The 22,976-nt window shown below is 42.9% G+C and carries 20 protein-coding genes, 1 tRNA gene and 1 other annotated feature; of the genes, 6 read left to right on the forward strand and 15 right to left on the reverse strand.

Annotated elements, in window-relative coordinates; translation table 11 throughout:
* Window positions 1-188 precede the first annotated feature (188 nt).
* The 5 genes from ACR65H_RS14900 to zapA form a co-directional block, all read right to left on the reverse strand.
* On the reverse strand, window positions 189-602 hold the full coding sequence (locus ACR65H_RS14900; protein WP_440501283.1) for a DUF350 domain-containing protein: 414 nt from the start codon (window positions 600-602) through the stop codon (window positions 189-191).
* 78 nt (window positions 603-680) lie between these two features.
* The gene (locus ACR65H_RS14905) at window positions 681-3,035 is read right to left on the reverse strand and encodes an endonuclease MutS2 (RefSeq protein WP_440501284.1); all 2,355 of its coding nucleotides are present in this window, start codon (window positions 3,033-3,035) and stop codon (window positions 681-683) included.
* A gap of 16 nt (window positions 3,036-3,051) precedes the next feature.
* Entirely contained in the window at window positions 3,052-4,758 is a 1,707-nt protein-coding gene (polX, locus tag ACR65H_RS14910; protein ID WP_440501285.1) for a DNA polymerase/3'-5' exonuclease PolX, read from the reverse strand.
* 122 nt (window positions 4,759-4,880) lie between these two features.
* Window positions 4,881-5,420 carry a CvpA family protein gene (locus ACR65H_RS14915; protein WP_440501286.1) on the reverse strand — a complete coding sequence of 180 codons (540 nt, stop codon included), beginning with the start codon at window positions 5,418-5,420 and terminating at the stop codon, window positions 4,881-4,883.
* A gap of 9 nt (window positions 5,421-5,429) precedes the next feature.
* Window positions 5,430-5,690 carry a cell division protein ZapA gene (zapA, locus tag ACR65H_RS14920; protein ID WP_440501288.1) on the reverse strand — a complete coding sequence of 87 codons (261 nt, stop codon included), beginning with the start codon at window positions 5,688-5,690 and terminating at the stop codon, window positions 5,430-5,432.
* Window positions 5,691-5,874: 184 nt separating this feature from the next.
* Here zapA and rnhC point away from each other — a divergent pair, with 184 nt between their 5' ends.
* Window positions 5,875-6,816, forward strand: a complete 942-nt coding sequence (gene rnhC, locus ACR65H_RS14925; protein ID WP_440501290.1) for a ribonuclease HIII — start codon at window positions 5,875-5,877, stop codon at window positions 6,814-6,816.
* A gap of 68 nt (window positions 6,817-6,884) precedes the next feature.
* Here the strand turns inward: rnhC and pheT are convergent, their stop codons facing one another.
* The 3 genes from pheT to ACR65H_RS14940 all read right to left on the reverse strand — a co-directional run bounded on the left by pheT (window position 6,885) and on the right by ACR65H_RS14940 (window position 11,433).
* Window positions 6,885-9,296: a phenylalanine--tRNA ligase subunit beta gene (gene pheT / locus ACR65H_RS14930; RefSeq protein WP_440501291.1), complete on the reverse strand. Its 2,412-nt coding sequence runs from the start codon at window positions 9,294-9,296 to the stop codon at window positions 6,885-6,887.
* 12 nt (window positions 9,297-9,308) lie between these two features.
* Window positions 9,309-10,346 carry a phenylalanine--tRNA ligase subunit alpha gene (gene pheS / locus ACR65H_RS14935; RefSeq protein WP_440501293.1) on the reverse strand — a complete coding sequence of 346 codons (1,038 nt, stop codon included), beginning with the start codon at window positions 10,344-10,346 and terminating at the stop codon, window positions 9,309-9,311.
* 37 nt (window positions 10,347-10,383) lie between these two features.
* Window positions 10,384-10,614 (reverse strand) — a binding site (T-box leader).
* Window positions 10,615-10,668: 54 nt separating this feature from the next.
* The gene (locus ACR65H_RS14940; RefSeq protein WP_440501294.1) at window positions 10,669-11,433 is read right to left on the reverse strand and encodes a TrmH family RNA methyltransferase; all 765 of its coding nucleotides are present in this window, start codon (window positions 11,431-11,433) and stop codon (window positions 10,669-10,671) included.
* A 91-nt stretch (window positions 11,434-11,524) separates the two neighbouring features.
* On the opposite strand from ACR65H_RS14940, the gene sspI reads away from it, so the two are divergent.
* On the forward strand, window positions 11,525-11,737 hold the full coding sequence (sspI, locus tag ACR65H_RS14945) for a small acid-soluble spore protein SspI (RefSeq protein WP_440501296.1): 213 nt from the start codon (window positions 11,525-11,527) through the stop codon (window positions 11,735-11,737).
* A gap of 48 nt (window positions 11,738-11,785) precedes the next feature.
* Here sspI and argF read toward each other — a convergent pair whose 3' ends face one another.
* The 3 genes from argF to ACR65H_RS14960 all read right to left on the reverse strand — a co-directional run bounded on the left by argF (window position 11,786) and on the right by ACR65H_RS14960 (window position 15,132).
* A complete protein-coding gene (argF, locus tag ACR65H_RS14950) occupies window positions 11,786-12,751 on the reverse strand; it encodes an ornithine carbamoyltransferase (RefSeq protein WP_440501513.1) in 966 nt (321 codons plus the stop codon).
* A 231-nt stretch (window positions 12,752-12,982) separates the two neighbouring features.
* Window positions 12,983-14,071, reverse strand: coding sequence for a M42 family metallopeptidase (locus ACR65H_RS14955; RefSeq protein WP_440501297.1), 1,089 nt, complete (start codon window positions 14,069-14,071; stop codon window positions 12,983-12,985).
* A gap of 77 nt (window positions 14,072-14,148) precedes the next feature.
* Window positions 14,149-15,132 carry a diaminopimelate dehydrogenase gene (locus tag ACR65H_RS14960; RefSeq protein ID WP_440501298.1) on the reverse strand — a complete coding sequence of 328 codons (984 nt, stop codon included), beginning with the start codon at window positions 15,130-15,132 and terminating at the stop codon, window positions 14,149-14,151.
* Between the two features lie 155 nt (window positions 15,133-15,287).
* Between ACR65H_RS14960 and ACR65H_RS14965 the strand changes: the two genes are divergently transcribed.
* Window positions 15,288-16,439: an MFS transporter gene (locus ACR65H_RS14965; protein ID WP_440501299.1), complete on the forward strand. Its 1,152-nt coding sequence runs from the start codon at window positions 15,288-15,290 to the stop codon at window positions 16,437-16,439.
* A 78-nt stretch (window positions 16,440-16,517) separates the two neighbouring features.
* On the opposite strand, the gene recQ is transcribed toward ACR65H_RS14965, so the two are convergent.
* From recQ to pssA, 4 genes are all read right to left on the reverse strand, one after another.
* Window positions 16,518-18,296 carry a DNA helicase RecQ gene (gene recQ, locus ACR65H_RS14970; RefSeq protein WP_440501301.1) on the reverse strand — a complete coding sequence of 593 codons (1,779 nt, stop codon included), beginning with the start codon at window positions 18,294-18,296 and terminating at the stop codon, window positions 16,518-16,520.
* A gap of 57 nt (window positions 18,297-18,353) precedes the next feature.
* Window positions 18,354-18,767, reverse strand: a complete 414-nt coding sequence (locus ACR65H_RS14975) for a hemerythrin domain-containing protein (RefSeq protein ID WP_440501303.1) — start codon at window positions 18,765-18,767, stop codon at window positions 18,354-18,356.
* A 190-nt stretch (window positions 18,768-18,957) separates the two neighbouring features.
* Window positions 18,958-19,045 (reverse strand) — tRNA-Ser (locus ACR65H_RS14980).
* A 195-nt stretch (window positions 19,046-19,240) separates the two neighbouring features.
* Window positions 19,241-19,774 carry a CDP-diacylglycerol--serine O-phosphatidyltransferase gene (pssA, locus tag ACR65H_RS14985; RefSeq protein WP_440501304.1) on the reverse strand — a complete coding sequence of 178 codons (534 nt, stop codon included), beginning with the start codon at window positions 19,772-19,774 and terminating at the stop codon, window positions 19,241-19,243.
* A 49-nt stretch (window positions 19,775-19,823) separates the two neighbouring features.
* On the opposite strand from pssA, the gene ACR65H_RS14990 reads away from it, so the two are divergent.
* The 3 genes from ACR65H_RS14990 to ACR65H_RS15000 all read left to right on the forward strand — a co-directional run bounded on the left by ACR65H_RS14990 (window position 19,824) and on the right by ACR65H_RS15000 (window position 22,839).
* Window positions 19,824-20,615 (forward strand): phosphatidylserine decarboxylase, encoded by a 792-nt coding sequence (locus ACR65H_RS14990; protein WP_440501306.1) that lies wholly within the window; start codon window positions 19,824-19,826, stop codon window positions 20,613-20,615.
* A gap of 38 nt (window positions 20,616-20,653) precedes the next feature.
* Window positions 20,654-21,139, forward strand: coding sequence for a DedA family protein (locus ACR65H_RS14995; RefSeq protein WP_440501308.1), 486 nt, complete (start codon window positions 20,654-20,656; stop codon window positions 21,137-21,139).
* A 203-nt stretch (window positions 21,140-21,342) separates the two neighbouring features.
* Window positions 21,343-22,839 carry a catalase gene (locus tag ACR65H_RS15000; RefSeq protein WP_440501310.1) on the forward strand — a complete coding sequence of 499 codons (1,497 nt, stop codon included), beginning with the start codon at window positions 21,343-21,345 and terminating at the stop codon, window positions 22,837-22,839.
* The last annotated feature ends 137 nt before the right edge of the window (window positions 22,840-22,976 follow it).

Raw genomic sequence — 22,976 nt, forward strand, 5'->3', positions numbered from 1 at the left:
CCTTCTTTAAATATTATATCGATAAATGAATCCGCTTTCAAATAGAATATTGTTTTCATAGAGAAAAAATGCCTTGACTTGAAAATTTAAGTCAAGGCGTATTCTTGAACATCCAATATATTCCTACAAGAACAAAGAGAACACAAACAACAATTAAAATCTTAGACAATTTTTCCATATCATATCTCCTATGAAATGCTGGCACCGATGACAAAGGACAATCCTACCGATATTGTCAGCGAGATGAAGCCGACGGAACGATTATCCTCTTCAATCTCCTTGTCAATGTTGAACTTCGGCGTTAGAAATTCAAAAAGGATGTACGCGATGACAAGCAAGACAAAACCGAATAAGCCCCATCCAATCATTTGCGGCAATGTATTATGCTGCTCAATTGAATAACGAAAAATATTCGAAACACCGAAGATCTTACCGCCGGTAGCCATGGCAACAGCTATATTCCCATTACGGATCTCTTCCCAATTTTTATACTTTGTTACAAGTTCAAAAAGCACCATCGAAACGACGAGGCACAGGACAACTACACTGAAATAACCTGTCGTTTCTACAAGAGGATGGCTCCAAAATCCAGTTTCCGTCATTTATTTGACTCCTTTGAAATTCATTCATCCTAACCTCTACGAATGGAGACGAAGAAAGTTTCAATTTCGTATAACTTTTTATTTTAGTTCAACGACCGTAACCCCATGGCCGCCTTCGCCCGCTTCCCCATATCTGTAACTTTTCACACGCGGATGATTTTTCAAATATGTTTGGACTCCTTGCCGTAAAGCTCCTGTTCCTTTTCCATGAATGATTGATACTTGATGATAATTGGACAACAACGCATCATCCAAATATTTTTCAGTACGGTGCAATGCATCTTCATACCGCTCCCCACGAAGGTCGAGTTCCAGTTTGACGTACGAATCCCTTCCCTTTACAGATGCGGATACGACAGTATCTTTCACTTTTTCAGGTTTAATGTATTCCAGTACGGATTCATCAAGCTTCATTTTCAAGATGCCGATTTGGACGATCCATTCTTTTGCAGAAACCTTTTCAATAAGGGTGCCTTTTTGTCCGTATGTGATGACTTTTACTTCATCACCGACTTCTAATGGCCTCGGAGCCGCTTTCGCTTTCAATGTTTTCTTTTTATCTTCGGGAGCTGCTCCTTCCAGTCGTTTACGTGCATCAATTAATTCATGCTCTTTCACATTCGCACCTGCGTTCAAGCGCAATGCACGCAGGTCGGATATGACAGCCTCCGATTCGACACGAGCCTCGTCCACGATTTTTTTCGCTTTTTCTTTTGCATTCTCGATCAGTTTTTCTTTCATACCATCGAATTCGGAAAGCTTCTCTTCCAATTCCCTTTTCAGTCTTTCTGTTTCGATTAATAATGCATGTGTCTGTTCTGCATCTTTTTCAGATTGAACCCTGCTCGACTCTAATGAAGCGATCATCGAATCTACTTCTCCACGGTCTGTTCCGGTGAACTTTTTCGCGCGTTTAATAATATGTTCATGGAGACCGAGACGGTTAGAGATTTCAAAAGCATTACTTCTGCCTGGAACTCCGATTAATAATCGATACGTTGGGCTCAATGTATCAATATCGAATTCTACGCTTGCATTCGCAACGCCAGGACGATTATAGCCATATGCTTTTAACTCAGGATAATGAGTTGTAGCCATTACACGTGCTCCTGTGCCATGCACTTCATCCAATATGGAAATAGCAAGCGCTGCCCCTTCCTGCGGATCGGTGCCTGAGCCAAGCTCGTCAAATATGAGCAATGAACGCGAGTCAAATTTTTTCAGGATATCGACAATGTTTACCATATGCGAAGAGAACGTACTGAGACTTTGCTCAATGGACTGTTCATCGCCAATGTCCGCATAGACAGAATCGAATACGGCTATTTCCGAACCATCCAATGCAGGAATCGGAAGTCCAGCCTGAGCCATCAATGTGCATAGCCCAACAGTTTTTAACGTAACGGTCTTCCCTCCTGTGTTTGGTCCAGTAATAACAATTGTTGTAATATCCTTACCGAATTCAATTGTATTGGCTACCGCCTGTTCGATCGGCAGCAGAGGGTGTCTAGCTTTCGCTAGACGGATATATCCTTCGTTATTCACTTCGGGCTTTGTACATTTATGCGCAATTCCATATTTTGATTTGGCAAGAATGATATCAATTTCCGATAAAATATCGACTAGCACAAAAAGATCATGGGCTACTTCTTGAACTTTTACGGATAACTCCTGCAAAATCTTTTCAATTTCATCCTTCTCTTTCATCTTCAAGTTACGGATTTCATTATTCGCTTGGACAACAGCATCAGGCTCAATGAATAACGTTTGCCCCGATGATGACATATCGTGGATGACTCCTCCGAAGTGAGAACGGTATTCCGATTTTACGGGAATGACGTATCTGTCGTTTCGGATTGTTACGATGGAATCGGAAAGCATTTTTGAAGCATTTCGTCCTCTTGTATAGCCTTCGAGCTTTTCCCGCACACGCCCCTCCTGGATGCGTAAACTTTGACGGATCGATCGGAGAGTTCCTGAAGCACTATCGACGACATGTCCATTTTCGTCAATGGCAGCATTGATTTCATGCTCAAGTCCCGTGAGGATCGGCAACGCCTCTTTCTTCGTGAGGAAATGAGGAATTTCAATATCTTCATCCTCGTCAACTGATTCAATGAACTGCCTTAGAATTCTGCTTGCACGGATTGTATTCGCTGTTTCCATCAATTCATATGCACTAAGGACACCTCCGATTTGTGCGCGTTTTGCATGCGGGCGGATGTCGCTAATGCCTCCCATCGGTACGTTCCCTCTTACTCTCAATATAGAGAGCCCTTCGTCTGTCTCCTCAAGCAATCGGACAACTTCTTGAAAGTCGCTGACGGGAACTAACTTTTCCATATATGTTCGTCCCGCAGATGACGTGCAATAAGTTGCCACGACATCCCGGATTTTGTCAAATTCAAGTGTTTTCAAGACACGGTTTTCCAATGCCTTACACTTCCTTTCATTTCCGGATAATCTCCCGGATGAATTGTTCAAGCGGCCATGTGTTAACGACCGTCTCTTTTTTCAGCCATGCCTTTTGCGCATACTTTACACCAATTTCCATATGATCCAATTGATCGATTGCATGCGCATCTGTATTCACGGCAATTTTAACGCCCGCTTTCTGAGCCATTTCCAAATAGTCGACGGCTAAGTCAAAACGGTGCGGATTGCCGTTCAACTCAAGTATTTTATTATATTTCTTTGCCCACTCAATCAATTGGGGCACGTCAGGATTATAACCGTCCCTCTGTCCGATTATCCTACCAGTCGGATGAGCGATCATGGAAACATGCGGATTTTTCATCGCAGCATGCAGTCGATTCATAATCTTATCTTGCGACTGATTGAAATTCGAATGGATCGAAGCAATGACAAAGTCCAACTCACTTAAGAGATCATCTTCAAAATCAAGAGATCCATCCGGTAGGATATCCATTTCTGTCCCACAGAAAATTTCGATATCATCGTATTCCGCATTTAACTTCCGGATTTCTGCAATTTGGTCTCGGACACGCTCAGGCGTCAACCCATTCGCCACTTTCAAATATTGCGTATGGTCTGTAATGACCATATGCGAGTAGCCTCTAGCTCTGCACGCTTCCACCATTTCTCGTATGGAATAACCTCCATCCGACCAAGTCGTATGCATGTGGAAATCACCTCGGATATCCTCGAATGCAACAACCTCTGCAATCTCATGTGCCCGGTCGATTTCCGTTCCATCCTTACGCATGGAAGGTGGGATGAATGGCAAATCAAAAAAAGCAAAAAAATCGGCTTCCGATTCAAACGTTTTTACGGTTCCATCTTCCATTTCAACACCGTATTCACTGATTTTCATCCCTTTTGATTTAGCCAGTTGACGCATTTTCACATTATGGTCTTTCGAGCCAGTGAAATGGTGAACCGCTGTCGCAAATTGCTTTTCGGACACGAAGCGGAAATCCGCGTCGACCAAATCCGCCATGTCAAGAACGACGGATAACTTGGAATCTCCAGCCGCTACAGTTTCTTCAATCGGAAGCACTTCCATCAGCTTATCCCGAACTGCCGCGGGCTCATCCGTAACAATTATAAAGTCGACGTCGCTGCTTTCTTCCTCTGCACGTCGGAAACTTCCTGCTACAGAAAAACGAGAAATTTCCTCAACCCCTCGCAATTCCTCTTCAATCGCTTTCACAATGGACTCCACTTGCCAAACGGGCAGTTTCCCTTTTCTGGTACCCAGCTGTTGAAGTTCATGCAATATCTTCTCCTCGGTCTTTTTCCCGAATCCCGGAAGCACGCTCACTTTGTTTGTTTCGCACGCAATTCGCAAAGACTCAATTGAATCGATGCCGATCGATTCCCGCAGTTTCGCAATCCGTTTGCCGCCGAGCCCCGGAACTTTCAATAATGGAATAAGCCCTTTAGGAACTTCTTCTTCAAGCTCCTTCAATAAGTCGGATTCCCCTTTTTCCATCAAGTCGATAATGACCGCTCCTGTCCCTTTGCCAATTCCCTTCAATTTCAAAATATCATCCATCTCAGAGAGGCTTCGCGGGTCAAGCTCAAGCACGTTCGCAGCTTTCCGGAACGCTCCCACTTTAAAGGGATTTTCTCCCAACAATTCCATATACAACGCGATTTTTTCAAATGTACGAATGATTGTTTTCTTGTTCATAAGTAACCACCCCTTCATTTTTTACGGATCCTTCTAGAAAAAAGGCTTCCCTCCAACCAGGGGGGAAGCCGAACAGTTCGTTCATATAGAACAGCCTGCGTTATAATGCAAGCCGGGATACGTCACTTCGTATAAATATACCACCATTTTTTTACCGTTTCTGAAATGATCGGAGTATGTTCAAATATCGCATCAGCTAAAAGCGATCTGCCAATCATTTCTTGGATGAAATCAAGCGGCAGCATTGCCAGTAGATAGAGTAGTAGAAATATAAGAATATAAAACTCTATAAATCCTAAAATCGCTCCTCCAAAACGAGATAAAAATCCCAGTACTGGAAGGAACTTCAGGAAATCAAACATGGACGCAATCAACTGCAATGCGAATTTGACAACGATAAAGATAAGTACAAATGCCAGCATCCTGTAAAACGTCTGATCCAAGTCAAGTTGTTCGACTGTCCAACTCAATTTAGATCCAGCGGTTACCCCCGGGTATGGAATCCATAGAACGAACTTCTCAGACAATGGTTTGTAATATACGTAAGCGAAGATAAGAGCAATGATGAAGCCTGTCATATGTATAAGCTGTACGATAAGCCCCCGTCTAAATCCCGTGATCAATCCCCCTAAAAAGAGGAATAGTATGATTAAATCAAGCATAAACGACCGTCAACCCTTCAACTTATTCAATTCTTCTTCCAAAAGCTCAATACGTTCTTTTAATTTCAAATAGTCATGTACACTATTCACAGCGGTAAGGACAGCAATTTTGGAACTGTCCAAATAAGGATTACGAGAACTAATCTCCTTCATCCTCTCATCGACCATCGAAGCGACGAGCCGGACATGATTGCTCGTTTCACTGCCGACAATCGTATATGTCTGTCCATATATGTCAACCGCTACGCGCGTCTTCTGCTCGTCTGCCAATGATGAAACCTCCTAAGTAGAAACTTATACTCAATCATACCATGAAATCGTTTTAGTTGAAAAGGGAAGGGATGGTTTAACCGTGGATTTCCGTTTCATGCGTATGCTTGTACAAGTACGACAAACAACTTCCCCTTAGGTTGTTGTATAATATGAAAAGATATTACGGAGAGGAAAGAATTTTATGAGCCAAAGTGTTCTTCAATTGGATAAAGCAAAGTTGGAAAAATTAATATCGTATTATACCCCTTTTCAAGTTATACGAAATGCGCCAGGCGTCGTTTTTGCGGCAAAGCTGCCAGATACGGCTGTTACTGCTTATAAATCTGGAAAAGTGCTATTCCAAGGCGGAGGGGCAACACGGGAAGCCGGCATTTGGGGCGGTTCGGATGTCATATCATCTGCTAATAAAACAACAGCGCCAAAAGCGAAAGGCGAAACATTGCCTGAGGGATTCTCGGAGTTGTCAGTCCTCGGCTCTGATGAAACGGGTACTGGTGACTTCTTTGGCCCTGTTACGGTTGCCGCCTGTTTTGTCAGCTCGGATCAAATCGAGCTCGTTCGTGAACTAGGCGTTAAGGATTCCAAGCAATTGAATGATGGTTTAATGAGGGACATCGCCCCTGATCTGCAAGCAACACTTATTCATAGTGTCCTCACGTTAACAAACGAGAAATATAACGAGATTCAAGCAAAAGGGTGGTCGCAAGGCAAGATTAAAGCTTTGCTCCATAATCAGGCTTTAAAACACGTTCTACGGAAAATGAATGACAGGAAGCCAGATTATATTTTGATCGACCAGTTTGCAGAACGTGGAATTTATTATAACCATATTAAAAGTGAGCCGGAAATCGTTCGTGAAAATGTTTTGTTTTCGACAAAAGCCGAGGGGCTGCACGTAGCGGTTGCTGCAGCATCTATTATTGCAAGAGTTGCGTTTTTAGAGGAGATGGACCGGTTGAGCGGGATTGCCGGTGTCACACTTCCTAAAGGTGCAGGAAAAATTGTGGATGAAGCAGCGGCGAAAATTTTATTAAAAAATGGTGAGTCCGCATTAAAATCAATGACGAAATGGCATTTTGCCAATGCCGAGAAGGCGAAAAGAATCGCAGCGAAGAAACGCTGATAGGTCGCTTTGGACACCGACATAAAAAAGACCGCTATTGGAGATGTACTCCATTAGCGGTCTTCGTTTTATCCTCGAAGCTGTGCGCCTGCCTCTATAGTTAAAGCATGCAATACTTTTTCGTGTGCTTTAACGACTTCTTCGTCTGTCAAAGTGCGCTCAGGATCGAAATAAGTCAATGAGAACGCAAGTGATTTCTTGCCTTCTTCTACATTGTCCCCTTCGTATAGATCGAAGAGCTTCACATCTTTCAAAAGTTTGCCGCCCGCCTGTCTTATAGTTTCTTCCAGCATGCCTGCGGAAGTTTCTCTTGCAACAACGAGTGCAATGTCCCGTGAAATGGATGGGAAACGTGGAACAGGAACATAAAGAAGTTCATCCGTATTTATAGAGAGAATGGTTTTCAAATTCAATTCCATTACATACGTTTCTTTCAAGTCACGTTTCTTTTGCTCCGTCGGGTGGATTTGGCCGATCAAGCCGATTCGCTCGCCCTGCAATAGAACATTTGCAGTCCGACCCGGATGCATTCCATCGATTACAGCTTTTTCAAATGATAAACCATGAAGAAGTCCTAAGCGATCCAACAATCCTTCGACTATGCCTTTGACAACATAGAAATCAACTTTTTTCGACTCCGCCTGCCAAGCATGGTCGACCCATTTACCTGTCAAGACTGCCGCTAAATGCTCTACTTCACGTGGAAGGCCATCCTCTTCTTCCCCAAGGAATACGGAGCCTGTTTCATATAGAGAAACTGAGTCGATACGGCGCGCAACGTTATACGTAGCCGCTTCTAACAGATGAGGAATTAGGCTTTGACGTAGTACGCTGCGATCCTCACTCATTGGCATAAGCAATTCCGTTACCGGGGCCGTTTCCAACGCAAATAATTGCGCATGCGCTTTCGATGTCAATGAATAAGTAATTGCCTGATACAGCCCAGCTCCTTCAAGGAACTCGCGAACAATACGGCGTTTTGCCTGGTATGGCGTCAATCCTCCCGGCGTTGACTCTGATACAGGAAGCGTTTTCGGAATTTCATCGTATCCATACATTCGTGCAATTTCTTCAATAATATCTTCCCTGATTTTCAAATCTTGCCTACGTGTCGGAGCATCGATAACAAGCTGCCCATTGATTGCTTCTGTTGGAATTCGAAGGCGATCCAGTATATTGAGCATTTCTTCCATCGAAATTTTCATGCCAAGGCGGCTGTTGATATAATCCGGTGAAACAGTAATTCGCTCAGCTGTTTTGTCAAGTTCATCAAAGATGACTGACCCAGCAAGGACTTCCCCGCCAGCAAGATTAGCCATCAGCTGAGCTGCACGTTCAGCAGCCTCTTGTACACGGTTCGGATCGACTCCTTTTTCGAAACGGGTACTTGCATCGCTTCGAAGGCCAACTTCTCTGGAAGTGCGGCGAACTGATGAAGGTGCAAAATAAGCAGATTCGATAACAACAGTCGTCGTCCCATCATGCACTTCAGAATTTGCTCCACCCATGACGCCAGCTAGCGCTACAGGTTCGTTGCCATTCGTAATGACAAGGTTATGTGCTTGTAATTTCCGTTCTGCATCATCCAATGTTGTTATTATTTCACCCTCTTTAGCATGACGAACGACAATTTCTCCTGTCTCAAGCCGATCATAGTCGAATGCATGCAATGGTTGGCCGTACTCCATGAGAACATAATTTGTAATATCGACTACATTATTATGAGGGCGTACGCCTGCTGCCATCAAAGCATTTTGAAGCCATAATGGCGATTCGGCCACTTTTATATTTTTCACGACTTTTGCGACATACATCGGGTTATCTTCAGCAGCATCGATACGAAGTTTCAACATGTCTTCCGCCTTTTCTGCCGACAAAGGATAATCAATTTTTGGCAGTGCAATCCCTTGGGATAAAATCGCACCGACTTCATAAGCGACGCCTAACATGCTCAGCGCATCTGAACGGTTCGGCGTCAAATCGAATTCAAGCACTGTATCGTCCAATCCAAGTAATGGAAGCGCATTTTCCCCTGGCACTGCATCTTGAGGCAATACGTAAATACCTTCCGCATATGCTTTCGGAACGAGTTTCCCTTCAATCCCTAGCTCTTGCAAGGAACAAATCATCCCGTTCGATTCTTCTCCACGCAGTTTCGCTTTTTTGATTTTCATGCCGCCAGGAAGAACAGCTCCAGGTCGTGCAACGATGACTTTTTGGCCGTCTGCGACATTCGGTGCTCCACAAATGATTTGCGTCGTCTCTTCTCCGACATCCACTTGGCATATGTTCAATTTATCCGCTTCCGGATGCTTCACGCATTCTTTCACATGTCCGACAACGACATTTGTCATTCCTTGTCCGCGATAAATGATGGAATCAACTTCTATGCCTGAACGCGTTATTTTTTCTGCAAGATCTGCAGGATCAATTCCATTTATATTTACATATTCATTCAACCATTTTGTAGATACTAACATGTCTTCTCCTCCTTAAGCTTCCGTCCGATGAAATTGTGATATGAATCGCACATCATTCGTATAGAAATGACGGATATCTTCCACACCATATTTCAACATTGCAATCCGCTCAGGTCCCATGCCGAATGCAAAACCTGTTACGACGGATGGGTCATAGCCTGCCATCTTCAATACGTTCGGGTGCACCATTCCCGCGCCTAAAATTTCGATCCAACCTGTCTTTTTACATACATTACAGCCGTCGCCGCCACATTTGAAGCAAGAGATATCCATCTCTACCGACGGTTCAGTGAACGGGAAGAAACTAGGACGCAAACGAATTTCACGATCAGCGCCGAACATTTTTTTCGCAAACAGGTCGAGTGTCCCTTTTAAGTCACTCATGCGGATATCTTCGCCGACAACGAGTCCTTCGATTTGCGTGAATTGGTGGGAATGCGTCGCATCGTCATTATCCCGGCGGTATACTTTGCCCGGGCAGATGATTTTGATAGCAGTTCCGCCTTTCGCCTCCATCGTTCTCGCTTGAACTGGAGATGTATGAGTACGAAGAAGAACCTCTTCGGAAATATAAAATGAATCCTGCATGTCACGCGCCGGATGCCCTTTCGGCAAATTAAGCGCTTCAAAGTTATAATAATCTTTTTCCACTTCTGGACCTTCAGCGATTTCATAGCCCATGCTGATGAAAAAGTCTTCGATCTCTTCAACAACACGAGTCAATGGATGATGGTTGCCGGTTGGAACGGGACGGCCAGGCAATGTGACGTCAATCGCCTCTTTTTCCAGTTGCGCATTGATCGCTTCTTCTTCAAGCTTTGTCATTTTTGCTTCCAGTGATTCTGTTACCGCTTCACGGATTACATTGACGAGAGCTCCCATTTTAGGACGTTCTTCAGCAGGAAGCTTTCCCATCCCTTTCAATAGATCGGTAATAGGTCCCTTCTTACCAAGGTAAGCGACTCGGACGTCATTTAATTCTTTAACGCTCGTCGCTTCCTGGATTTTCGTCAATGCTTCTTCTTTCAATTGTTGCAATTGCTGTTCCATTGTCATTCTCCTTTCAAAATAAAAAACCCCGCCCCTAAAAAGGGACGAGGACGAGTTCGCGGTACCACCCTGATTATTATGCAACAAAATGCATAATCACTTCATTTGGAATAACGGCCCTCTACCGGCACGCCTTTACAGTTGGCACTGGTCCAAGCGGCAGCTCGCGGGGTGAACTTCAACAGTATTCGCCCATCTGCGCTCTCAGTCAAGGCGCCGATTTCCTGTCGGTTGCAATCTGTTTACTTTTCCCGGTCATAGCTTTTCGAAAGTATATACAGCTTTACTATACCCGATTTCGTTTAGGACATCAACATCGATATCATTGTTTCCCGTAAGTGTATAGCAAGATCCCGGCAGCAATAGCGACATTCAAAGATTCTGCTTTGCCATACAAAGGAATTTTCACAATATCGTCGGCTTTTGATAAGTATTCGGCAGCGACTCCGCTTCCTTCATTGCCGACAATAAGTGCAAATTCCTTCAACGGACCTACATTGTAATGATCGACCGCATTTTGCAATCCAGTACCGATGACTTTAATTCCATCCGCCTTCATTCTGTCAATCCAATCCCCAAGTTCCCCTTTTACTACAGGAATATGGAAATGAGAACCTTGAGCCGATCGGACCGTTTTAGGATTAAAGGGATCCGCTGACCCTTTTCCGAGAATAACGGCGTCCATACCAGCCGCATCCGCTGTCCGAATCATCGTACCGATATTCCCTGGATCTTGTACGGCATCAATGAATAAAAGCTTTTTCCAGCTGACAGCCTCATCATCTGTATATTCCGGCTGACGGCAATGTGCAAATATCCCTTGGGACTGCTCCGTTTCGACCAGCTCCTTAGCGACAGCCTTTGTCACTTGAATCAGCTGGAGATGATCGATTTTCCATTCTGCGGGCAGCTCCAAGTCTTCTCTGACAATCAAATGAAGGATTGTTCCATCTGTGTTAAGCGCCTCTTCAACAAGATGGAATCCTTCCACGATGAATTCTTCCGATTTATCGCGGTCTTTCTTTGAGGTTACAAGCTTTTTCCAATGTTTCACGAGTGCATTTTGTGTCGATTCGATTCTTTTCATGTATTGAGCTACATCCTTTTTCTTCTAGTGTAACAAATGTCCGTATAGTTGGCGATCATTGTGTACAAAATGATATCAGGAGGATGATATGATGAATTTCCAAATTCGTGACGCCATCACCGCTAATATGACGAATAACTCCGCGACCGATATTCGCAACGTCGTGGAAGATGCATTACAGCGAGGCGAAGAACATTTATTGCCAGGTCTAGGTGTATTTTTTGAAAAGCTATGGGTTAATGCCGATGAACAGGAAAAGACGAAAATTAGCGGCGAACTCGCGCAAGCTTTCTCTGCAGGTTAATATTGCAACGTTAAAAGCCACCCATTAGGAGTGGCTTTTATCATTTACTTACAGCAACGATGCCAATACAGCTTTCTGCGCGTGCAGACGATTTTCCGCCTGCTGGAATACATACGAATTCGGTCCGTCAATGACGGAAGTGGCAACCTCTTCTTCGCGGTGAGCTGGCAAGCAATGTAGGAACATATAATCTTTCTTCGCATTGGCAACAAGGGCATCGTTTATTTGGAACCCTTTGAATGCTTCGAGTCGCGCAGCGGCCTCTTCCTCCTGTCCCATACTCGCCCATACGTCTGTATAAACAACATCCGCATTTATTACCGCTTCTACTGGATTATATGTCTGCATAACAGTACCGCCTGTTTCTTCCGCAATTTTCTTCGCTTTGACAAAAAGATCTTCATTAACCTCGAACCCTTTAGGAGTCGCAACAGTGACATGCATTCCCATACGAACTGCCCCAATGACTAATGAATGGGCAACATTATTCCCGTCACCGACATATGCGAGTCTTTTGCCGGCAACAGACCCTTTCACTTCAATAATCGTAAGTAAATCTGCAAGCGCCTGGCATGGATGGTACATATCTGTCAGTCCATTAATGATCGGAATGGATGAATGTTTTGCCAATTCTTCCACCATTTCATGTGAATTTGCACGAATCATGACTGCATCCAAGTAACCGGATAATACATTTCCGGTATCATACACGGATTCTCCACGCCCAATTTGCAAATCCTTCGCGTTCATGTACATCGCATGACCACCAAGCTGGACCATTCCGACTTCGAAGGAAATTCTAGTACGCGTGGAGTGCTTTTCAAAAATCATGCCAAGCGTCTTCCCTTGAAGTATGGGGGGACATTTTCCTACGATTGCGTCTTTCTTCATCACTAAAGCTTTTTGCAATAAATAATCGATTTCTTCGCTCGAATAATCTAGCAGCGTTAAAAGATCGCGGCCTTTAAGTTGACTTTCTATTTTTTTTGCCGTTTTCAATGTGGATATATGCATTTTGACCAAATTGATCATCTCCATCCTGATTATGGTTGTTAGCTTTATTATAAGTACGCATATTTATAAAGTCAAATGAATTATTATGAGTACATTAATAATACTTAGTTAGTCAGGAGTATGCTTAATATAAGGTTTTTTATTCACAATTGAAGAATTCTTCAATATGCATTTATACAATATACAATGTATAAAAAAGACCGTACCTATTGTAGGTACGGTCTTGCTTTATTATTCAAAAATGATTTTATCAACTGTTTCGCGATCCAACTTCTTTATCACTTCGACAATCAATTTCACTGCATTTTCGTAATCATCGCGGTGTAGCATTGCAGCATGCGAATGGATATAGCGCGTTGCGATACAAATCGCTAAAGACGGTACACCGTTCCCACTAACATGAATTGAACCCGCATCTGTTCCTCCGCCAGGAATTGCTTCGAATTGGTAAGGGATGCCGTGTTCTTCTGCTGTATCAACGACAAGATCACGCAATCCTTTATGAGAGACCATGGATGCATCATAAAGTAAGATTTGTGGCCCGTCGCCCATTTTGCTTGTCGATTCCTTTGAAGTTACGCCAGGCGTATCACCAGCAACACCTACGTCAACAGCAAAGCCGATATCAGGCTTCACTTTTGCAGCAGCCGTTTTTGCACCGCGCAAACCGATTTCCTCTTGGACCGCACCAACTCCGAATACGATGTTCGGATGGTTTTCGCCCTTCAATGCTTTCATGACGTCAATTGCAATCGCACATCCAATACGATTATCCCATGCTTTCGCAAGCAAGTATTTGTCATTGTTCATGACAGTGAATTCGAAATGAGGAACGATCATATCGCCAGGAAGAACGCCCCACTCCATTGCTTCATCCTTTGAAGTTGCACCGATATCAACGAACATGTCTTTAATATCTACCGGTTTTTTACGTGCTTCGGCTGTAAGAATGTGCGGAGGCTTTGAACCGATGATGCCCGTCACTGTATCCCCTTTGCGCGTAACGATCGTTACACGTTGAGCAAGCATGACTTGAGACCACCATCCGCCAACTGGTTGGAAGGAAATGAATCCTTTATCATCAATTTTCGTCACCATGAAGCCGACTTCATCCAAATGACCCGTTACCATCACTTTTGGTCCATTGGCATCGCCGCTTTTTTTAGCAATTAATGATCCTAGGCCGTCATATTCGATTTCATCAGCGAACGGCTCGATATATTTCTTCATGACTTCACGTGGTTCACGCTCATTGCCAGGAATCCCTTTCGCGTCCGTCAAGTCTTTTAACATGACTAATGTTTCATCCATTTTCGACATTTATTTCGCCCTCCTAAATAAAAAAACTTCAAATTCAGTATAGATGAAAATTGGTAACAATGGAAGTGCTTTCACACTTATAGCATTTCTTTTCGTAGCGACGCTGCAGATTTCGGAGAAAGCAGTCCTGGAGCGACGTCGAATACAGTTTTCGCACCAGTCTCTCCGTTTTTATTTAGTCTATAAGCAGCGCGCGCGTAAGCAACGAGGACGCTAGATGTGAATTCCGGATTACTGTCCAATTTCAACGAAAATTCGATTACTTGATCGTTTCCTTCTCCAGTTTTCCCGCTGCGGATGACAAATCCTCCATGAGGCATTGCGCTATGCTCCTCTTTTAATTGTTGTTCAGTTATGAAATTGACTGTCGTATCATAATCTGAGAAGTAATTAGGCATCGTTACGATGGCTCGCTCCACTTCCTTAGCGTCAGCGCCTTCCTCCAGTACGACAAAGCATTCACGTGTATGCTTTTCCCGTGTTGTTAGTTCAGGCTGTGATCCACTGCGTACTTTTTCAACCGCTGACTCAACAGGAATCGTATATTGAACGGCCCCTTTCACTCCATCAATTCTTCTGACGGCGTCGGAATGCCCTTGGCTTAACCCTTTCCCCCAAAATGTATACGTAGCACCTTCAGGAAGAATCGATTCTCCGTATAGACGATTGATGGAAAATAAGCCCGGGTCCCATCCGACGGAAATGATTGCCGTTTTGCCATTCGGTTTCGCCGATTCATCGACTGCTTCAAAATATTCAGGAATTTTCGCATGTGTATCGAAGCTGTCGACTGTATTGAATAGTTTCGAAAGCATCGGTCCTTGTTCAGGAAGATCGTCTTTCGAGCCACCGCATAATATCATCACGTCGATATCATCCATGTATTTTTCAATTTCATTCAGCCGTAAAACAGGCGCATTACTATTCACTTTTAAATCTTCCGGTTCTCTCCGGGTGAATACTCCTGCTAGCTCCAGATCATCGTTTTGAGCGATTGCTGACTCGACTCCTCTACCTAAGTTGCCGTATCCTACGATTCCAATTCTGATCTTATTATTCATATTGAACAGCCCTCTCTCTAAAAGTATTCTCTCATTTTATCGTTTTGCGGTTCATTTTGCTAATGATTCTTTTGTTCACAAGCTGTCCTTTTGCCTATTTCTTCATACATGGTAAAGTAGAATATGATTCAACTTAATTGAAATGAGGATTCCACATGCGCGCTTTTGTTTATATTATTGTCTTTTTTTCCTTTTTTGATTTATTTTCTCAACTGCCAATTATGAGTCCTTTCGCCCTGTCGTTAGGTGCATCTTCCTTTATGACAGGATTGGCTGTCGGGATGTATTCATTTTCTAATACAATCGGAAATGTCATTTCGGGTTTCATGACTGATCGCAAAGGACCATTTATTATCTTGCTAATCGGCTTATTTGCATCAGGCGTATCCCTACTCTTCTATTCTTTCGCAACAGGACCTATGTCATTGCTAGGGATCCGGTTCGTCCATGGTTTCATGGAAGGTCTTATCGTTCCTGCCGCTTTTACATTTCTTGCTAATCGTGCGGAAGAATCTAAAAGAGGTCGAAGTGTAGCAATTTCAGGCGCATTTGTTGGGATGGCAGCAATTGTCGGCCCGGCTTACAGCGGAATTGTCGCTTCAAAAACAGGAACTCCTTTCATCATGACAGTGAATGGAGTCATTATGTTCATTCTTGCGATTGCTGCATTTTTCCTCTTGCGTTCTGTTTCATTTAGTAAAAAGAAGAGAACGAAGGATGCGAAACATTTCAGGGTGCGCTATTTGTTCAAACATCCCGGAATGGTCCGCGCATTTGCGGGTGCATTTTTCCTTATGTTCTCTCAAGGTGTATTAGCTTTAGTTTTACCTTTAAAGGTAGAAGCGTTAGGATTTGATACGAAATCAACAGGAATGCTGCTGAGCACATTCGGCATCGTAGCCATCCTTATTTTCCTGCTTCCGATTAACCGCATCTTCGACAAAGCACGACCGATGATAACATTGGCGTTCGGTATATCGATAATGGGATTAAGTATGTTATTTCTCAGTCAAGTTACAGAGTTACAGTTCCTTTACTTGGCAATGGCATTATATGGCGTAGGTTTTGCATTTTTATTCCCTTCCATCAATTCCTTGCTCATCGATTCCTCGTCACCGGAATTCCGCGGAAAGGCTTATGGATATTTCTATGCATTCTTTTCGATTGGAGTTGTAGCCGGCTCCAGTCTTATCGGTTATTTGGACTTGACTTTCAAAGGAGGCTTTATGCTTACAGGCATCATCTTATTAATTGCAGCCGTATATACGGTTTTAGGGATGAAGAAGAGTTTAGCCTTAACAGAGTGACAATGATAGTTTAATTTAATTGCCGAAAAAGCCGGTTCATGAACATTACGATCATTGAACCGGCTTTTCATATTAAGCTCAGCTATTTTGAATAGAAAACGATTTAATTTCCTCTATGAATGCTTCACCGTACCGCTCCAACTTCGCCGCACCGACTCCATTCACTTCCAAAAACGCTTCTTCTGTTATCGGCATTTTCGTCGCCATGTCCCGAAGCGTCTTATCCGAAAAGACAACGAATGGCGGCACGCCAGCTTCTTGAGCAAGCTCCATGCGAAGAGCACGCAGTTGATTGAATAATGGGTCGTCTTTTGTAATCTGTTTCGTTTCGACAGTCCCTTTTCGATACACTTTCACTTCTCCCGTTAAGACATCCTTGCCTTGTTCAGTGACGTAAATGATCGGGAATTGTCCATTTTCTACGCCTAGATAGTTCTCTGATATTATAAATTCGATGAAATCGGACACATCTTTCGCATTCCTATCTTTCATAAGGCCATACGTAGTCAATTTATCGAATCCGAACTCAAGCACTTTTTTATTCCGCGAGCCAGTGAGTACTTGTGCAATCATCGTCTTGCCAAATCGTTGGCCCATCCGTATAACGCAAGACAACACCTTCTGCACGTCAACGGTTACTTCAAAACTTTCCCGGGTGTCTGTACAATTTGCGCAACGTCCACAATCTTGCACATCCGTCTCCCCGAAATACGAAATGATAAACTTTTGTAGACATGATTCCGTATGGCAGTAGTCGATCATCGATTGCAGCTTTTCAAGTTCGGCTGGAATTCGATTTTGATCTTGCGATTGGTCAATAAGAAACCGCTGCGTAATTACGTCTTGTGAGGAAAATAAAAGAGTGCAATCACTGTCAAGTCCATCCCTGCCAGCACGGCCTGCTTCTTGATAATAGCTTTCCATGTTTTTCGGCATTTGGTAATGGATAACGTATCTAATATTACTTTTATCAATGCCCATACCGAATGCATTCGTCGCCACCATAACAGTTGCCTCATCCATGAGGAATCTTTCCTGTTCAGATTGCCTGACAACATCAGATAATCCTGCATGGTATTTTGCAACAGCGACTCCGCTCCTCTCGAGCGTTGCATGGATCTGATCTACCGCTTTACGGGTGGCGGCATAAATGATACCCGCTTCCCCATCATTTTTTTTAATATAGTCTTTGATGAACTTGTCGCGATCCTGTCCTTTTATAACAGAAAAAGTGAGATTGCTTCGTTCAAAACCTGTCATAACTGTATTTTCATGTTCGATTTGCAATTGATCGCAAATATCATCGCGAACAGCTGGTGTTGCGGTTGCCGTCAATGCCAAAACAACGGGCTTTTGATCAAATGAGGATATGACTTTGCTCATCATCCGATAACTCGGTCTGAAATCATGACCCCATTGCGAAATACAATGCGCCTCGTCAATCGCAATCATCGGGATGTCCATTTTGCTGATCTGCTGAATGAAAGAGGGGGATTCAAAACGTTCCGGAGCAACATAAAGCAGACGATACATTCCTTCTACTGCATTTTCAACAGTCCCGAAGTATTCCTCTGTCGACAAAGTACTATTGATGTATGCCGCTGGAATACCAATTTGATGAAGGGCATCGACTTGGTCTTTCATCAAAGAAATCAACGGGGATACAACAAGGACCGTGCCTTCCATGACTAATGCAGGAACTTGGTAGCAGATGGATTTCCCTCCGCCGGTCGGCATAACACAGAGTGTATCTTGTCCGTTTAATACATTTCGAATAGCTTGTTCTTGGCCTGTACGGAAGGAAGAAAAGCCAAAGTAGGTAGTTAAGACGGAAGTTATTTGTTCGATTAGTATCACCTCTTATTGAAAATCAAAGAAAAAAGCACCAATCCTCCGGCGCTTTTTCCATATCCTTTACTCCAGCAGCATCCGTTCCTCGTCTCGGCTATGTATTTCATTAATAACCAAAAGAGCATAAAACTTTTGTAAAACGGTTGGGCTAAGCTTTTCTGTTTTTCGTAGCGTTTCAATGTCTTCTACGATAATCCTAAGTAGGTCGTGGTCTCTCGTCAACTGGATGATTGCCTCTTCCAATTCAGGATTCTCATTTTTAATATCTTGGTATAGCCCTTCCTCTTCTGCATCAGCATGGCTGATCACTCTTGATTTCCAATAATCAATTAATTCACCGGCCGCACGATCTGCTAATTCCATATCACCTTTTTGTAGAAAATCAATGAGCAATTCTGTCTTACTTACAGCTCCTGATAGTCCGCCTTCATGGATAGCACGATGAGCTTGTAGTTGCTTCAATGCAGGACCTGACATATGACTCATCCTTTCAATACAATGCTTTCTTATAGAATAACAGACATTTGGACAAGTCACCAATTGAAATACATATTCCAAGTGGATTTCCACTATAGGCGGACGCCTTCCGCTACAATTCCGGAAAGCCAACTACTGATGTTTTCTTCATAAAAAAAGTCGTACTCTTAATAGAGTACGACTGCATATACGGAGACGAGAGGATTTGAACCCCCGCGACGCGTGAACGCCCTAGCTGATTTCGAGTCAGCCCCCTTCAGCCTCTTGGGTACGTCTCCATTTACTATATAAATTATTATACAAAAACAAGAAAAACATGTAAAGAGGTACCTGTAAAGAGGACAGCTTCCATTTTTATTTTATGCAATTGTAGTGTATACCATTGAATTTGTTTACTGCACAGGTATCAAAAAAGCAGGTACCCACAAAAATCTGCAAAAAAACAGGTGAAGGAATGCCCCCACCTGTTGATCTTATACCTTTGCAATTCGAACATTGCTGATCATTGCAAATCCAAGGATGACCATGATGATTACAAAAAACTGGGGTTCGATATATGGACTTAGGAAGTAGCATAAAGTTAAGAGTACACCCGCCACTGTAATTGGCACGCCATAAAAAACACCATCGAATTCCTTGACGTTATAACGAGCTAATCGAATTGCTCCTGCAACTATATAAAATACAGTAGCTGCAATTCCTACCCATAGCATCTCGGATAAGTCAGTCATATAAATCAGAAGTGCCGGAGCTACACCAAATGAAACCAGATCACTTAACGAATCCAGCTCTTTACCGAACAAAGACTCTGAATGGAAATGACGTGCCACCATTCCATCAAAACGATCGAAAAGAGCTGCAAGGAAAATAAAAACTAAACTCATATGGCTGAGTTCACGTGCAATAAGGATTATGGCAATAATACCAAAGCTCAGGTTTATAACAGTAATTGCATTAGCCAATTGACCTTTAATTTTAGTATAATCGAAGTATCTCGATAAAAACATAATGATTCCTCCATCTTGTGTAGTTATCAAAGCATTGGAGACTGATAGAATGAAAAAAGCACTATTTAAATACTTTGTCGAACTAACCGGGCATCCAGTTTCTTCATCGGTGTTGAAGTCCGTTACTAGCTCTCGTCTAAGTCGAAAGCTGATTAAACCTTTTGCACGAACATATCATATCAATGAGAGTGAAGCTGAGTTCCCCATTGAACGATATGAAAGCCTTCAAGCCTATTTTACGCGAAATTTAAAGCAAGGTGCACGTCCAATCGACTCTCAACATGAAATATTAATATCCCCGGTAGATGGGTATCTAAGTGCTTCGGGTACAATCGAGAAAGATCAAACTTTCATCATAAAAGAATATTTATATAGTATAAAACAAATTTTGGGAGATGAAAAGATATCAAATGCCTATGAGGGTGGATTCTTTTACGTATTTTACCTTTCACCAAGCCACTACCATCATTTTCACTACCCATACGACGGTAAACTGGTTTCACGCTATGCTCTTGGCTCCACTTCATTTCCAGTAAATGATTTAGGACTCCGGCTTGGTAACCAACCTTTTGCTACGAATTTCCGTCTCATCTCTGAACTATCGACTGAGCACGGCAAAATGGCAATCATTAAGGTAGGGGCACTTAATGTCAACAGCATTCATATCAATGACTCCTCCAAAGAATGCAGAAAGGGAGAAGAGTTCGGTTATTTCTCGTTCGGATCAACGGTGATACTTTTACTAGAGAAAAACCACTTATTCCAACCTACAATCCCTACAAACACTGAGGTGAGGATGGGACAGTCGGTCGGAAAATGGAATTTAGCTCCCCGCGACTAAGACAACGGAAAACTTCATGAGAAGAGCGAGGGAATGATATGCTGCAGTTCAATGATTTTATACTTCATTATGGTTATTTTGCTGTCTACTTCTTTTTAGCTTTAGGTATATTCGGCTTGCCCTTGCCCGATGAATTCGTTGTTGCATTCATTGGACACCTAACTTCAATTGGCACCTTGAATTTTCCTATCGCATTAATCATTACCGTTTTGGGCGTAATGTCAGGAACTATTTTCACCTATGCACTCGGTCGAAATATAGGAAAGCCGCTGCTAATAAAATATGGGAAATGGGTTCGACTTTCCCCTAATCGACTTCAGCTAGTTGATAGATGGTTTGAAAAATACGGTCCATGGGCAGTGACGTTGGGGTATTTTGTACCTGGCATGAGACATATCATCTGTTATCTATCTGGCAGTGTAGGAATGGGAATACGAAGATATCTAATTTTCGCTTCAATTGGCACTGCTGTTTCCACTGTCCTTTGCTTGTCGATTGGATATTTAATCAAACTTCCATTTTAATAATAAAAAAACGAAGGTCCACTAATAAAGTGACTTTCGTTTTTTTATTGAAACCAATTTGATAACTTAAAACCTTTATATTCTTCAGATAGAAATATAAATTCTTTATCAATAATTATTATAAATAACTATAGTATTCAAGAACTTCATATGCTATAGTTGTTGTTGAAGATAGAAGATTACTTATCAAGGAGGCATTATCAATGACTAACAATGATAATCATTCTCAAAAAAAGTTAACTACCGCAGCTGGAGCTCCAGTAGTTGACAACCAAAACTCAATGACTGCAGGTCCACGCGGCCCAGTCCTATTACAGGACGTATGGCTAATTGAAAAACTAGCTCATTTTGATCGTGAAGTTATTCCTGAACGCCGTATGCACGCAAAAGGATCTGCCGCTTATGGAACTTTCACAGTGACGAATGATATTACACAATATACAAGAGCGAAAATCTTCTCTGAAGTTGGCAAAAAGACAGACATGTTTGCCCGTTTTTCAACAGTTGCCGGAGAACGTGGTGCGGCTGATGCTGAACGCGACATTCGCGGTTTCGCACTTAAATTTTACACAGAAGAAGGTAACTGGGATTTAGTAGGCAATAACACCCCTGTCTTCTTCTTCAGAGATCCGCTTCAATTCCCTGACTTGAACCATGCAGTTAAAAGGGATCCGCGCACAAACATGAGAAGCGCAACAAACAACTGGGATTTTTGGACTTCTCTTCCTGAAGCTTTGCACCAAATTACAATCGTTATGAGCGATCGAGGAATTCCGAAATCTTATCGTCATATGCACGGCTTTGGAAGCCATACGTATAGCATGATCAATGCAGATAATGAACGCGTTTGGGTTAAGTTCCATTTTCGTTCCCAACAAGGGATTGAGAACTTGACGGACGAGCAAGCTACTGAGTTGATCGGTACAGACCGTGAATCCCACCAACGCGATCTATTGGAAAATATCGACAACGGCAACTTCCCGAAATGGAAGATGTATATCCAAGTCATGACTGAGGAACAAGCATTGAACATGCCTTACAATCCGTTTGATTTAACGAAAGTATGGTATAAGGGCGACTTCCCTCTTATCGAAGTTGGAGAAATTGAATTGAACCGCAATCCAGATAATTATTTCGCGGAAGTTGAACAAGCGGCTTTCACACCGGCAGCAATCGTTCCAGGAATCGGCTTCTCGCCTGACAAAATGTTGCAAGCGAGACTATTCTCATACGGTGATGCCCAGCGCTACCGCCTTGGTGTCAATCATCATCAAATTCCGGTCAACGCACCAAAATGTCCGGTCCATAGCTTCCACCGCGATGGCGCAATGCGTGTAGATGGCAACCATGGAAGTAGAACTTCATATGAACCGAACAGCTTTGGTGAGTGGAAGCAACAGCCTAACTTCATGGAGCCGCCACTCAAAATCTATGGCGATGCAGCGCACTGGGATTTCCGTGAAGACGATGACGATTATTTCACACAACCAGGCAAATTGTTTAATCTGATGAGTGACGAACAAAAAGAATTGCTCTTTGGCAATACTGCCCGCAATCTTGGAGACGCTCCAAACGAGATTAAATATCGCCACATCCGCCACTGCTACCAAGCAGATCCTGCTTATGGAGAAGGTGTAGCAGCTGCACTAGGCTTCTCGATGGATGACGTTTTAGTGAAAGAGGAAGTAACTAGTAAATAAAAAAATGCCAACGAAAGAAATTTCTCTTTCGTTGGCATTTTTATTGTCGGAAATCGATATTTATAGATAAGCGAATAAACTTTCTATCGCCCTTTTGAATAAATCTTTCATCCTCTCCATATCCTAACTGATACATT

Source organism: Sporosarcina sp. SAFN-015, assembly GCF_059415085.1.